The organism is Pseudoflavonifractor phocaeensis, from assembly GCF_016901735.1.
In the GTDB taxonomy this organism is placed as follows: domain Bacteria; phylum Bacillota; class Clostridia; order Oscillospirales; family Oscillospiraceae; genus Pseudoflavonifractor_A.
This window is the reverse complement of record NZ_JACLZC010000076.1, coordinates 1-12,502: the sequence shown is the minus strand read 5'-3', so window position 1 is coordinate 12,502 and position 12,502 is coordinate 1. Positions and strand designations below refer to the sequence as shown.

Annotated in this window: 12 protein-coding genes; 3 read left to right on the top strand and 9 right to left on the bottom strand. The window is 48.0% G+C overall.

The window, feature by feature from the left end; all coding sequences use genetic code 11:
- From H7U37_RS13085 to H7U37_RS13065, 5 genes are all read right to left on the bottom strand, one after another.
- Positions 1-660: hypothetical protein (locus H7U37_RS13085; protein WP_204876349.1), on the bottom strand; the 660-nt coding region annotated here is incomplete at its 3' end.
- Positions 650-1,222 carry a hypothetical protein gene (locus H7U37_RS13080; RefSeq protein ID WP_204876348.1) on the bottom strand — a complete coding sequence of 191 codons (573 nt, stop codon included), beginning with the start codon at positions 1,220-1,222 and terminating at the stop codon, positions 650-652. The genes H7U37_RS13080 and H7U37_RS13085, both read right to left, overlap by 11 nt.
- 201 nt (positions 1,223-1,423) lie before the next feature.
- Positions 1,424-2,686: a plasmid recombination protein gene (locus H7U37_RS13075; protein ID WP_204876347.1), complete on the bottom strand. Its 1,263-nt coding sequence runs from the start codon at positions 2,684-2,686 to the stop codon at positions 1,424-1,426.
- Positions 2,687-3,038: 352 nt separating this feature from the next.
- Positions 3,039-5,348, bottom strand: coding sequence for a phage NrS-1 polymerase family protein (locus H7U37_RS13070; RefSeq protein ID WP_204876346.1), 2,310 nt, complete (start codon positions 5,346-5,348; stop codon positions 3,039-3,041).
- A 137-nt stretch (positions 5,349-5,485) separates the two neighbouring features.
- A complete protein-coding gene (locus H7U37_RS13065) occupies positions 5,486-5,719 on the bottom strand; it encodes a hypothetical protein (RefSeq protein WP_033121804.1) in 234 nt (77 codons plus the stop codon).
- A 159-nt stretch (positions 5,720-5,878) separates the two neighbouring features.
- Here H7U37_RS13065 and H7U37_RS13060 point away from each other — a divergent pair, with 159 nt between their 5' ends.
- Both H7U37_RS13060 and H7U37_RS13055 read left to right on the top strand, forming a co-directional pair.
- Positions 5,879-6,505, top strand: a complete 627-nt coding sequence (locus tag H7U37_RS13060) for a helix-turn-helix domain-containing protein (RefSeq protein ID WP_204876343.1) — start codon at positions 5,879-5,881, stop codon at positions 6,503-6,505.
- A gap of 133 nt (positions 6,506-6,638) precedes the next feature.
- Positions 6,639-7,625, top strand: coding sequence for a tyrosine-type recombinase/integrase (locus H7U37_RS13055; RefSeq protein ID WP_338049834.1), 987 nt, complete (start codon positions 6,639-6,641; stop codon positions 7,623-7,625).
- Between the two features lie 378 nt (positions 7,626-8,003).
- On the opposite strand, the gene H7U37_RS13050 is transcribed toward H7U37_RS13055, so the two are convergent.
- The 3 genes from H7U37_RS13050 to H7U37_RS13040 all read right to left on the bottom strand — a co-directional run bounded on the left by H7U37_RS13050 (position 8,004) and on the right by H7U37_RS13040 (position 10,886).
- Positions 8,004-9,215 carry a tyrosine-type recombinase/integrase gene (locus H7U37_RS13050; RefSeq protein WP_087385230.1) on the bottom strand — a complete coding sequence of 404 codons (1,212 nt, stop codon included), beginning with the start codon at positions 9,213-9,215 and terminating at the stop codon, positions 8,004-8,006.
- 144 nt (positions 9,216-9,359) lie between these two features.
- The gene (locus H7U37_RS13045; RefSeq protein WP_204876341.1) at positions 9,360-10,571 is read right to left on the bottom strand and encodes a tyrosine-type recombinase/integrase; all 1,212 of its coding nucleotides are present in this window, start codon (positions 10,569-10,571) and stop codon (positions 9,360-9,362) included.
- 84 nt (positions 10,572-10,655) lie between these two features.
- The gene (locus H7U37_RS13040; RefSeq protein ID WP_087385226.1) at positions 10,656-10,886 is read right to left on the bottom strand and encodes a MerR family transcriptional regulator; all 231 of its coding nucleotides are present in this window, start codon (positions 10,884-10,886) and stop codon (positions 10,656-10,658) included.
- Between the two features lie 715 nt (positions 10,887-11,601).
- Between H7U37_RS13040 and H7U37_RS13035 the strand changes: the two genes are divergently transcribed.
- Positions 11,602-11,976 carry a helix-turn-helix domain-containing protein gene (locus H7U37_RS13035; RefSeq protein ID WP_087385222.1) on the top strand — a complete coding sequence of 125 codons (375 nt, stop codon included), beginning with the start codon at positions 11,602-11,604 and terminating at the stop codon, positions 11,974-11,976.
- A gap of 62 nt (positions 11,977-12,038) precedes the next feature.
- Here H7U37_RS13035 and H7U37_RS13030 read toward each other — a convergent pair whose 3' ends face one another.
- Positions 12,039-12,464 (bottom strand): RNA polymerase sigma factor, encoded by a 426-nt coding sequence (locus tag H7U37_RS13030; protein ID WP_204876340.1) that lies wholly within the window; start codon positions 12,462-12,464, stop codon positions 12,039-12,041.
- Positions 12,465-12,502 lie beyond the last annotated feature (38 nt).

Genomic DNA, 12,502 nt, shown 5'->3' with positions numbered 1-12,502 from the left:
GTGTAGATCTCCATGGACGGCACCTTTACGGAAATGTAAATTAAGCAGATTGCCACTCCAGCACTCAATATTAGTTATAAAGTACAACGGATTTGGGTAAATAGCTCCCTCGAGGGCGACACACTGAGCATCGGGACGATCCAGCAATTCTTCCATCCGTGGGGTAAAGCGACTATTCTTTCCCAACTGCTTATTCAATAGACTTTCAAAAAAGTCTTCCACCGTTCCTCCAGTCAAAGCATCTTGGTTCAAAACACTCAGAAGTTCCCGTGAAACACAACGTGTGTATCGTGCAAGGTGCTTCGCGTCCAGCTTAGAAAAAGACGTGGAATGCAGTTGACTCTCATTTGCCTGCCCATAAATAATTACATCTTTCCCGTCAATATGCTTTTTATCTATATATTTTACTAAGCGTTTGGAAAAATTCGGGGAATAGTCGTGGAACTGCCGGGCCTTTTCCGCCTCGCTTTCCCCCTGCTGCAGCGTAGGAGGACAGATCTTGACGATATAGTTGCCGCTAAGTCGCGGTCTATTGCTCATTACTTTAATAGCATAAACATCAGATCCGGATCTGCCACCTGATAAAATTTTTTCACCTATATTCTGATCGGAAACAACGAAAAGTTTCTCCTTTACAAAATTTCGTATCTCATTTGGCATCATTAGAATTCACCCTTCCTTTTCCATCACGCTTATTGATATCTTTTTCTAATATTCTTGCCTTATTATAAAAATTCGTAATAGCTTGTTTATAGCAAATCCATGAAAAATAAGATAAAATGCATCCTGTAACTACCACAAAGATTAGGAATAAGTATTTGGATGGATAGTATTTAACAATATTGATTATAATGGATATTACAAACAATGGAATGTTTATCGCAGAAGATCTTAAAATTCTGATTTTTGACCTTGCGAATTTAAAATATTCCTCCTGTTTGCTTTCCGTCCAAACCAAAATACTGCTTTGGGCCTTCAGACCTGATTTTACCCGAATTTGATTCTCTGTTTTTTGAAAAATCAAATCTGCGATTCGATCAAAAATCAGTCCTAAAATATACATAACGCCAAGTAGAAAAACAGATGCTGGTAAGGTTTCGATGATCTTTTCGATTACAAATATATATTGAATGTCTGTAAAATAAACGGAAAAGGATGTTATCCACATCATAGTTTCTAGGCCTATAATAATCAATTCTACATAAAGGGATGTTGTTGCCATTCAGTGTACGCCTCTTTCCGCTGCTACTAAATTGGTATTTTTATCATTGTAACATACATTTACTTCTTCTTCAATAAATTTCCTTAGTATGCCTTGTATTCTAACCATTATGCAAAGTTTTTGTGTATTCTTCTCTCCATATTTCACCGTTTCAATTAACAAACAGGAGATCAGGTGAAAATCTGACCTCCTGCTTGTTAATCATCGCGACTCTTCTCTATCAATCTCGTTTCTTCTATGCCGTGAAAAATACGACCACAAATTATTCCGAGAAATTACATCTTCATATTTGCGGAGTTTACCACGAAGCTCACTATTTTCCCTCTCCAAGTCCGCTGTGTGAAGCTGACCACGAATAGACTTGTACTCTGCCAGCTCTGCGGTCAGCGCAGCGACCTTTGCCTTCAACTCACTTATCATTTTCAACGCTGCATCCAAAGCTTTTTGCAGTTTGCATTCCTTGCGCTCTTGGACATAGAACTTCTTTGCCGCAGCTGCCAGATTTTCATATTCAGAACGATCCAGCATGACTTTTGAGGAAAATGGAACTGCATGGGGTTCTATTTGCTCCACTTTCTGAACGGCAATCTGCTGTTTTTGAATATTCTCAATCTTCTTTTCCAGAGAAGCTGCCTGCTGCTCTTTCTGCTGTGTTTGTGCTGTGAGTTGTTCCAATCGCTCCTGTTCCCGTTCCACCTTGAACTGTGTCACGGTCAAATGCTCCTCGGAGCTGCCCCGTTCTCCACGCTCCACATCCGCATATCCGGCATTTCGCATAGCCCGGAAGAAATCGTCCTGAAGAACGCTGTAAGACTTCCGCAGCACCGGCTTGCCATTCTTCTGGTGAATAGGCGCTCCCTGTTCGTCCAATGCCGGTTTGGACAACCATTTTTTGCTGCTGCTCACCTGCATAATGGTTTCCTTGACGGTTCCCACAAGTGATTTGTCTTTGCACCTCTTGGACCAGAGGATCTGCTTCTCCACAACTGGGACATAGACCACATGGAGATGATAGTGGAACACATCCTGCCCCAGTGCTTCGGACATAGCCCGGTTGCGCTCATCGGCGTGCATAACAGCAGAGAGAATATACTGTTCGCCGCCAACGATCTCTATGGCAGCCCTGTAAGCGTCCTCATAAAATCGCTTGGCAAACTCATATCCGCCATGGTTATAGAAGTAGGCGGAGTTTACATCAAAAATCAATTCCCCGTAAAGGTTGGCGTCTGATTTCAGGCCACGGGTGGAGATTACACCGTCTTTTTCCATCTGTGCAAACATCTCTGCATATCCGGCGGTGGGCTTCTTAAAATGGATGTTCTGAGATGTACGTTCCGGTATAATATCTGGGTTGGTATAGGATTCTTTTTCTCGTTCGTTGTGCCGCTGGGCATTTCCGATTTTGGCGGCAGTCAAGTTTACGTTTCTTGCATTGGTACGGTCAATCCCGTCGTTTCTCGCCATAGAGCTCCTTTCACGTTTGTACGGCCTGCGGGCCGGGGCGCACTTCCTGCGGAAGTGTAATAACCCACTATGATACTTTCATCCTGCGGCTGCAAAGTATCGTGGGCTCTCCGAGGGTGATGCGGCTCCTGCGGGAGCCTCCCTGGCTTGTGTGTGCTATCCACACGGCAAGTCAGGTGTTGTCGGCATCCTTGCTCTTGTAAGCAATCCTGCCGCCCACGGTTCGGGAAAATCCACCGGATTCTCCCGAACCATCCATCTCCAAATCTGAGTTTTTTTCGATGGGGACGGTAGTTCGATACCAGAGTGCAACTCTGTGCAGGAAATGCAATAAATGCAGAGAATTCCGGTTTCATGCGGCGGGGTTCACAATGATTTTCACATCGGCTGGTCTGCCCACCGACTGGCGTTCCGGTTCTTCCAACTGGATGTATCCATGTCCCTCCAACAGTTCCAGTGTCGGAAAAATCTCCTCCGTTTTCTTGAAGAACTTTCCCCGACACATCTGAAAAAGCTCAGAACGCTTGATCACCGATACGTTCTTCTTTTTCAGCTTTGCCAAGACAAATTTGGCTTTCTGGATGGTTAAGTCAGTGCCCATCATGGAATAGGCGTAGGTGGAATGAGCCAGAAAATATTTGCCGATCTGAATCGCCCTGCTCATCGTAGAAGCTGTCACTTCTGTTTTGTCATCTTCCATATCAGCACAGTGCAACAATCCCGCAATCCGGAGCACGGCACCGATATATTTGCTTGCCCAATCGGAAATTGCCTGTCCCTCGCCAACCAGAAACTTCTCATGTTCCTGAAAGTAATCGGCCATCAGGTCAAAGGCTTTTTCGGAAAGGTGTACCGTCTGGGCATCTCCAGCAATCGGCAGAGCCATCAGGCAAAAAATCAAGCTGCGATAAGCGGCGGTTATTTCGGGCGGAATCGGCTGGGTACGAAAGACCCGGCTGCCAATTCTGGATGGTGGGGACGCATACAGGAAGCGGGCAATTAAGCCCCGTCCGGTCATGGTGGTATTGGACATGATTTCATCCAGCACACTGGGCTGAATAGAGAGGATAGCCGACAGTGCCGGGTGCATGATGCACTCTGCTTCACGGGTCATTCGATCCACATAAATGGCATCTCCACAATGACCTTTCAGCCAGACATCAATGTTGGATTTGTTGGAATACCGACCTGCCATGATGTCAAAGATGCCGCCCTCGGTGGAGATCACCGAGAATACCCCATTGTTAGCTGCCATCAAGCTGGTCAGAGCTTCACTGGAACAATCGTCGGCAAAAAAGCGAACCGGCTTTAGTTCTGGAATTTCTTCCAGCTGTTCCTGAAGTTGCCGCAGCTCCAACTCCATTTCCCGGCTTTCCTTGCGCTCCAGCTTCTTTTGCAGACCGGAGATCTGGCGCTCCATAGATTCCCGCTGCGAATGGTTTTCCCGTATTTCCATGCTGTGCGCCTTGTTATATTCCTGCTCATATTCATAAAGGAATGTGGTCATATCCCGCATGACGCTGGACTTTCGCTCCCCCGGTGCGGCGATCACCACTGTGTACAAGCTCAAAGGCTCACAGTATCCCGGCGTTCCCTCTATCTTGTATTTCCCTTGTAAGCAGGTAGCCAGCACACCCAGGCTGATCACCGCTGCCATGTCCGGGGCAGTCTGACTGTGTTCGGCCACCGCACTCACATAATTTCGAATCACATCCGGGAGAGCGTCTACCGGAAATGCAGGCAAATCACTCCACTGTGGCGTCAGCGGAACAATAGGTTGAAAAACCGGTGACGGCTCCGCTTTTGGAGTGTAGATTTCCCGGCAATGCTCGATTGCCTTCTGAATGGTGATTGCACCATACGTTGTGCCGGATTGCTGCCGGTCCCATTTATCCCGCATCAATCCCGACTGCCGGAACATCGTGTCCATCTTGGCAGCATCCCGTCCTGTCCAAAAGGCGAGATGACTGCACAGTGCCAGATCTGCCTCTGATGGGGACGAATATCCCTCCAACGAACCGTTCCAAAGGGCTGTGAACGCTGCCCCATTCTTACTGCTTTTTGCCAGTTGCAGAAGCTGCTCCATGCTTAAATCAGAGTTTTTTGCATTTATTGCATTTTCTGCGCATACCTCTGGCCTGCACATGAACTTGTCCAGCAACACTTGCAGCTCCTGGGTCCGGTCACCATACTCATAGTCCTCACAGCGGTTTCCGGTCACGGTGACATATTTGTTGGTTGCTCCCGCCACATAAACCTCGATTCCGGCCTGATGGTTCATAATGTAGAATCGCTTGGTATCATACTGAAAGCCTTTTGCCGAAAAGAGGATGTGCAGACCTTTGCCGCTGGGACTGTACTCGGTATAGCTGTGCATTAAGGCCACAATTTCTGCGGCGGTCTGGGTGTAATAGCCGCTGTCCGAAACGCAGTTGTCCAGATCAATCGCACAGATGCCGTTGAAAATGCCAATTCCAATGCCATCATATCCGCTGGCCTGTACTGCTGTTGTATAAGGTGCAAAGCTGGAAGGATCGTTGCTTTTCGCTCCTAAACCGGTTTGCGGCTGGTATGGCACCTTCGTTTTCCTCCCATTCCGTTCCTCATACTTCCAGCAGCAGAACAGACCATTTTGTATGATGCTGTCTGGTAAAGCTGTCAAATTCTGTTCCTCCTTAAATAATTGTTGAATTTGGCAGCTGTCGTGTTATAATATCCTTGCTGAGTGATAGTCACACGGCAGCTGCCGTTTGTACTGTCCGCCAAGAGTTCTCATCTGCCAGGATGAGGGCTCTTTTTTTATGCGGTTTCCGGTTGGAAGTATCCAATTTCCTCCCACACCTTTCTGTCGGGGCAGTAGTAGTTGTACTCGTTGGAGTTTTCCAGCTTGATCGCATAGCCGAATTTCAGGATTCCCTGCTGCAAACCAATGCGCACATACTGGGCATCCTTGTGCATGGCGGCTGCAATCTCGGTGATGGGGACATTGCGTCCAGTGAAAGGCGGCAGTTCGACATAAACTTTCTTCTCCATGTGAATGGCCTCCTTATTGCCAATATGCGAATTATTAGTTCGTGTTTTGATTATAAGCCATCCACGACAGCTTGTCAACACTAAATACGAAAAAATTATTCGTATTACGACCTTGCAATTCGCACGGCTTCGTGTTACAATACAACCGAGGTGATGACAATGCACAGCAACCCAGCCGAAATTGGCGAGAGAATCAAGGCAGCCCGCAAGGCCGCTCACTTGAGCCAAACAGAGCTGGCACAGCGTCTGGACAAGACGATGCGCACAGTTCAAAAATACGAAAGCGGTGAAATTGAGCCATCCATAGCGATGATCAATGCCATCGCCAAAATCTTAAACATATCTCCGGCAGACCTGATTGGCTACCAGAAACCTGAAATCCAGCTGGACAGCCTGTCTGATGTGATTGCGGTTCTTTACCAATTAAACAAGAAGGCTGGTATCCGTTTCGAGATTGACGTCCAACGCCCGCCCCAGAGCGAAGAATGGTCCTGCTCCTTGAAATTCAAGGGAAATGACCGGTCGGCAGAGATGAACGATTCCCTGTGTCTGATTTTGGAAGAGTTCCGGGACGAGCGTGAAAAGCTGGAAACCTATTGGACCGATCAGGAATCCTTTGACCGCTGGATTGAAAAGGAACTGGCCTACTACGCAGACGCCAAGTTGCAGGACAAGGAAGTGGAAGTCCTCACCGATTTGGAGCGCATTCAGCGGCGCAACGAACTGGATCGGCAGATGCTGGAGAAAATGAAAAAGGCCGCCGAGGAAAACGGCGACCAGGAATAACAGAGGGTGTTGCTTACCCTTTATCAAATTTAATTCAAACGCTGGGAGAAAGGAAGTTTGAGATTTTTTGAGATTACCCAACGGATATGGAAGCGTCAAGAAAATGTCCGGAAAGCGAAGAAGGCCCTATGCAGTGAGGAAAACGGTAGGGTGGCACGTCAACCCTGAAACAGGAAAGTCTGTTCAGGAACAAATCACCATCGGCTATGCGGAAACCAGAGCAGAGGGGCTGCAAATGCTGGCAGAGTACAACAACAATCCCTTTGACATCAAGGCATCCAAAGCCACCTTCCAGGAGGTCTATGAACGCTGGTCAAAGGAGAAGTTCCCCACCATCTCCAAGTCAAACGTAAAAGGCTATGAGGCGTCCTATCGGGTGTGCGGAACACTTTACAACAAGGTGTTTCGAGATATTCGGCTGATGGACCTTCAATTTGTGGTGGACACCTGCGGGAAGAATTACCCCACCCTGAAAAAACTCAAGGGGCTGTTCAACCAGCTGTATGCCTACGCCATGAAAAATGACATCTGCAACAAGGATTATTCCGAGTTTGTGGATTTGAGCCGGTACAAGGATAAGAACCCCAACAAGCGTGACCGGAACAAGTTCACAAAGGAGCAGATCGCCCGCCTATGGGAGCTTGCAGAGGACCCGTACTATCAGATTGTGCTGATGCTGATCTACAACGGCTGCCGCATCTCGGAGTTCCTCGACTTGAAGAAGGAAAACGTACATCTGGAAGAACAGTACTTTGATGTGATCGCCAGCAAAACCGAAAACGGCCTGCGGAAAGTTCCCATTGCTGACAAGGTACTGCCATTCTACAAAGCGTGGTACGAAGGTTCTCAGTGTGAATATCTGCTCCACACGCCGGATCAAAAGCACTTTGATTACAGGAACTACTACGACAGTTACTTCACGCCCCTGATGGAGCAGCTTGGATATGACCAGACGCCACACTGTACCCGGCATACCTGCATCTCCATGCTGACAGAGGCCCATGTAGACCAAACCATGATCAAGAAGATTGTGGGACACTCCGGTGCCATGACGCTCACCGAACGTGTCTACACCCACCTGGATATTGAAACGCTGGTGGAGGCAATCAACAAAATTTAAACGGAAGAAGGAGAAGCCGTGCAGCACAAAAAAGCAGGAGATACGCTCCTTGCGGAACGATCTCCTGCTTCATAAGGCTTTTGTTTTCGCTTGCGATTCTTGTTCCTTGTGTGCTCCTTGCTTGCTCCTTACGAAGCAAAACGGAACACTTTCGAGGACCACGCACAGCTCCAAAAGTACTGAATTTTCCTGCAAATCGACGTCGTGAGACGTACTGAGAAGTAGGGAAAATTAGCGCTTGCTGAACTGCGGAGCACGACGGGCTGCTTTGAGACCGTATTTCAATCGTCTAAGCGCCGATTTCCCTTGATATTCCGGGCTTTTTTCGTTCTCGTTTTATCGGTTGTCCTATTCCTTAACCCAAGAAATAGGCCACTTTTAAGAGGGAACCGCTGAGGAAAATGCAGAATTTACTACATCAAACAGCTGTTCTGGCTTATTATACTTCACTCTTGCATAAATGTCCATAGTTGTCTTGCTATTCTCATGTCCGGCAAGGTACTGAACCGTCTTGGGGTCAACGCCTGCATACAAGAGATTGGTAATGTAGGTATGGCGCAACAGGTGGGGAGTTACCTCGAAGTCCAGGCTATACACAATGTTGGGATTGTTTTTCTGATGTCCTCCCAAGCTCGGCTGAACTGTGTACTTGATGCTTTGTCCATTTACATACTTATAATAGGTTCGCTCCTTGGTAGATCGAACAACGATGTACTGCCAAACCCGTTTGAACTGCGAATACGACAAAGGCTGCCCTTCACTGTCGGCAATCACATATTCCGATTTAGAAACAGCCTTGGCTTCCCGTAGACAATTTACAAGACATTTGGGAATGGGAATATCCCGTCTTGCTGCCTTGGTCTTGAGCGTCGTAGAGATAACCGGCCTGTTATGCACCGCTCGCCAAGCGCGCCGCACGGAGATATATGGGGTAGGCGCATCAAGAAACACACAATCCCATTGCAGCGCCAGAGCTTCTTCCCGACGCAGGCCCGAATACAGGCCAATCATGGTAAACAGATAGGGTGGAAGTCCTTTGATTGTTTCCAGTAGCACTTCCACCTGTTGGTCCGTCAGCGCATCTTTCTTTTGCGTCGGCTTTCCGCCTTTTGCCGAAATTCCTTCGCACGGGTTATATTCCAGCAACTGACTCCGCTCCGCCGAATAGAAGATGCACTTAAGTAGCATATTCACAGTATTGTGCAGGCTCTCGGATTTGTTGGACAATGGAATCAGCGCCAGACGAATATCATCCGCCGTCACCTCCTCCATGTACATATCGCCCAAAGGTTTGATGATGTAATTATTCATATTGGAAGTGTAGCCTTTCAGCGTAGCCGTTGACACTTTTGCGGATTGCATCAGCAACCACTTCTCACAGTATTCTGCAACCGTAGGATGTTCCCGGTGGAAGATGATCTCCGCCACTTGGCGTCTTGCTTCCTGTTCCTTATCGTACAGTTCTTCGCAAGTGGTCCCATATAAGCTCACCTGCTTGCCGTCCGCGTCCAGAATCCGGGTCCTGTAATACAGGACACCTTTTCGTGTGACGGTTCCATATTGAGGTATGTTCTTTTTCTTCTTTGCCATAATAAATTTCCTTTCTCGCGTGGTAATGTATCTACACCCCTTTTTATCAGATATTTCAAATTGAATCAAAGATACGGCCAAGGCAAAACAAAGAGCGAGACATCCTTGCCTCGCTCTTGCTTCATCTTCTGTTTTGTTTGGGGCTTATACAGCGTCCCATAAATCAAAGGCACAGCCCATCGTTTTGACGAGATCATCCGGCCTGTTGTATTTGACCTTTGCGTAAATATCCATTGTGATTTTGCTGCTTTCATGGCCCGCCAAATATTGAACTGTTTTGGGGTCCACCGAAGCATGAATTAAGTTTGTAATGTAAGTGTGCCGCAGCTGGTGTGGTGTCACATCAAAATCCAGACTATATACCACATGGCCGTTATTCCTGGCTTTTTCTCCGAGTTTCGGGTAAAGCATATATTTCACATACTTTCCGTCAACAAGTTTTTTAGTCATTCTCGGCTTTGCGGTCCGTGTCACAATATACTGCCACAGTCTCTTAAACTGCGTATAGGACAGCGGATCGCCGTCCTTATTGGCAACCACATAATCCGAAGTGGATTTTTTCTTTACCTCTTTCAGACACTCTACCAGACAAACCGGGAGAGGAATGTTCCTCTGTGCAGCTTCGGTCTTTAGCTCTGTGAGAATGACTGGCCTGTTGTGCTCTGTGTGCCATGCCCGTCGTACCGTCAAATACGGAGTCTCCGCATCCAGGTACACGGAATCCCATTGCAGCGCCAGGATTTCCTCCCTCCGCAGACCGGCATATAAACCAATCATCACGAATACATAAGGCGGTAAATCTCGGATCGTGTCCAAAAGCCGCTTGACCTGTTCATCCGTCAATGCCTGTCTTTCTTCTTGGGGAACTCCGCCCTTTGTATCCAGGTATATGGTCGGGTCCTCGTCAATCACATGGCTCTCCTTCGCCGCCCGGAAAATGGACTTACAGAGGATTACCACAGATTTATAGACCGAAGCTGACTTCTTGGAAACAGGTACAAGGGCAAGCTGGATGTCATCCAGCGTTACATCAGCCATCCGTTTCTCTCCCAATCCGCCTATAATGTGACGCCGCACCTTGGAGGTATAATCTGTCAAGGTAGTAGCCCGAACATGGACGGACTGCATCAGCAACCACTTCTCACAGTATTCAGCAACCGTAGGGGACCTTCGGCGAAATGTAGTGCTATCGATCTGCTCTAACGCCTCCAACTCCTTGTCATAGAGCTTTTCCGGCGTTTTTGCATAAAGCGCGACTCTGTTTCCATCTGAATCTTCGATCCGGGTCCTATAATATTCAATGCCGTTTAGCACGACTGTACCATATTGAGGAATTGCCCTTTTTCTTTTTGCCAATTCCGTCACCTCCTAAAAATAATCTCCAGCGCTGTATCTTTGTTTTATCAAACACTTCAGATTCCGGCAAGGATACGGAATGATTCACCCTCTGGAACTTCGAGGCTTGCGGTATGTAGCGCATTTTTCCATCGGCTTCGCACGATGGGTGCATTTTGCGATATACTCCTGAAGGCCAGCATCTGTGAAGTACACGCAACCATTTTGCACATACTGAACATAGGAAATCAGCCCGCTGTTTCGTGCTGCATCCAAAGTCGCAATACTGATACCCAGGATTTTGGCCGCCTCTTTTCGAGAAATCAATTTTTCCATAAATGGTCCCCCTTTCTTTCAAGGATGTGGTTGTGGCTTTCAAAATCACATGAATGCGCTGGCAACCGAAGCTGCCAGCGCATGGTATCTGATCTTGAATGGTGACCGCCGCTCCGGCACCAATGCACCGAAAAGGGAATCGCCACGAAAGCTATTCTGTTAGTACGCCACATTTGCCACGCATCCCTGACGCTGGGGACAGAACAGGTCTCCGCTGGCGCGGCTGTCATAACTCCGCAACGTCGTTCGTAACGTGCGCCGCAGGGTTCCCCCCAAGTCTTTGGCGGGCCGTGAGGAAGTATCTTTAAGCCCCCGCGTGGTCATCGCGCCGGATATGCCACTATCCGGGGTACAGGGCCGTTGATCGCTCCGAAACAGCTTGTCCATCACCTCCTGGCTGTTCCATCTTCGCGGCGTCCTGTACTCGCTCACACGCGGGTTATGTACCTGTTCTGCCGTGTATTCGGTTGTCAAAGAACGGAGAAGAAAAAACTCCTTCTTGACAACCATGACAAAAACAGGGGATTTGTCCTGTCTGTAATGCGATTTTTTGAAAATATTTTTGGTCTTGCCGCTTCACAGGGAGTTTCGTGAAGAGCAAGTGTCCAGCAAGCAAAACAAAATATGCACTATCGTACTCAAACACACCTTCTATGAGGTTCTTCCGGTAAGAAAATGGGCACGATAAAATATTATTAAGGAGACGATAGTGCCTATGGAACTGTTAAAAGAATTGGGACGAAGGATACAAAAAGCGCGTAAAGAAAAAAATCTTACGCAACAGGAGCTTGCAGATCAGAGCCATGTTTCCCTGAAACACGTTCAAGGCTGTGAAAGAGGGGTAAAGAATCCTTCTTTTGAGGTTCTGCGTGCTTTTTGTAAAGTCTTGAATTTGTCCTTGGATTCCCTGATGAATCTTGATTTACCTGAAGATGAACAAGCTGCCAACGATATGCGGCAGCTCTACCTTTCGTGTCCTCCGGCTGCCAGAAAAGTGTTGCTGAACTCGACCCGTGCGTTGGCGGATGAGCTAAAAGAGATGGTGCAAACAGTCGGGGCTGAACCAGAGGAAAACTTAGAGGACAAATAAGCCGATGGAGGAATGAAAATCCCCCACCGGCTTATTTTTTTTGCCGCTATGCGGCAGTCAGGTTATCGGTCTGTGGTTATCAGCTCCGCCAGCTTCTTCAGCCCGCGCCGGATGCTGTCCCACACACGGCGGCGGTCAGCACCCTCGATCCGGGCAATCTCGGCCACAGTCATGCCCAGGTAGAACCGGGCGTAGATGCGCCGGGCCTGGATGGCAGGCAGCTGCATCAGCGCAGCATACAGTTCTTCCCGCAGCTGCTTCTGCTCCAGAACTTCTTCCGGGGTAAGAGGCCGGGCAAGGGCATCGTTTTCAATGCCGTCACCCCGGTTCAGAGAGTAATGGGCCCTATGCCGGAATTTCCGGCGCTCGTAAGCAGCATCGGCCTGCTGTTGGCCTTGGATCGCAGCCAGCACTTCTTCGGCCACGTCCACAAAGACATCGGTTTTATAAACATCAGGATACAGGTCCCGAAGATTGATTTTCTGCATTATGTACCTCCGTTTCGATTCACAGATTGATGGGTGAA

Excerpts from the sequence above, each read along its gene's own strand:
- H7U37_RS13040 (WP_087385226.1), bottom strand. The coding sequence starts at position 10,886 with ATGGAAAAATTGATTTCTCGAAAAGAGGCGGCCAAAATCCTGGGTATC.
- H7U37_RS13065 (WP_033121804.1), bottom strand. The coding sequence starts at position 5,719 with ATGGAGAAGAAAGTTTATGTCGAACTGCCGCCTTTCACTGGACGCAAT.
- H7U37_RS13075 (WP_204876347.1), bottom strand. The coding sequence starts at position 2,686 with ATGGCGAGAAACGACGGGATTGACCGTACCAATGCAAGAAACGTAAAC.
- H7U37_RS13060 (WP_204876343.1), top strand. The coding sequence starts at position 5,879 with ATGCACAGCAACCCAGCCGAAATTGGCGAGAGAATCAAGGCAGCCCGC.
- H7U37_RS13050 (WP_087385230.1), bottom strand. The coding sequence starts at position 9,215 with ATGGCAAAGAAGAAAAAGAACATACCTCAATATGGAACCGTCACACGA.
- H7U37_RS13030 (WP_204876340.1), bottom strand. The coding sequence starts at position 12,464 with ATGCAGAAAATCAATCTTCGGGACCTGTATCCTGATGTTTATAAAACC.
- H7U37_RS13080 (WP_204876348.1), bottom strand. The coding sequence starts at position 1,222 with ATGGCAACAACATCCCTTTATGTAGAATTGATTATTATAGGCCTAGAA.
- H7U37_RS13035 (WP_087385222.1), top strand. The coding sequence starts at position 11,602 with ATGGAACTGTTAAAAGAATTGGGACGAAGGATACAAAAAGCGCGTAAA.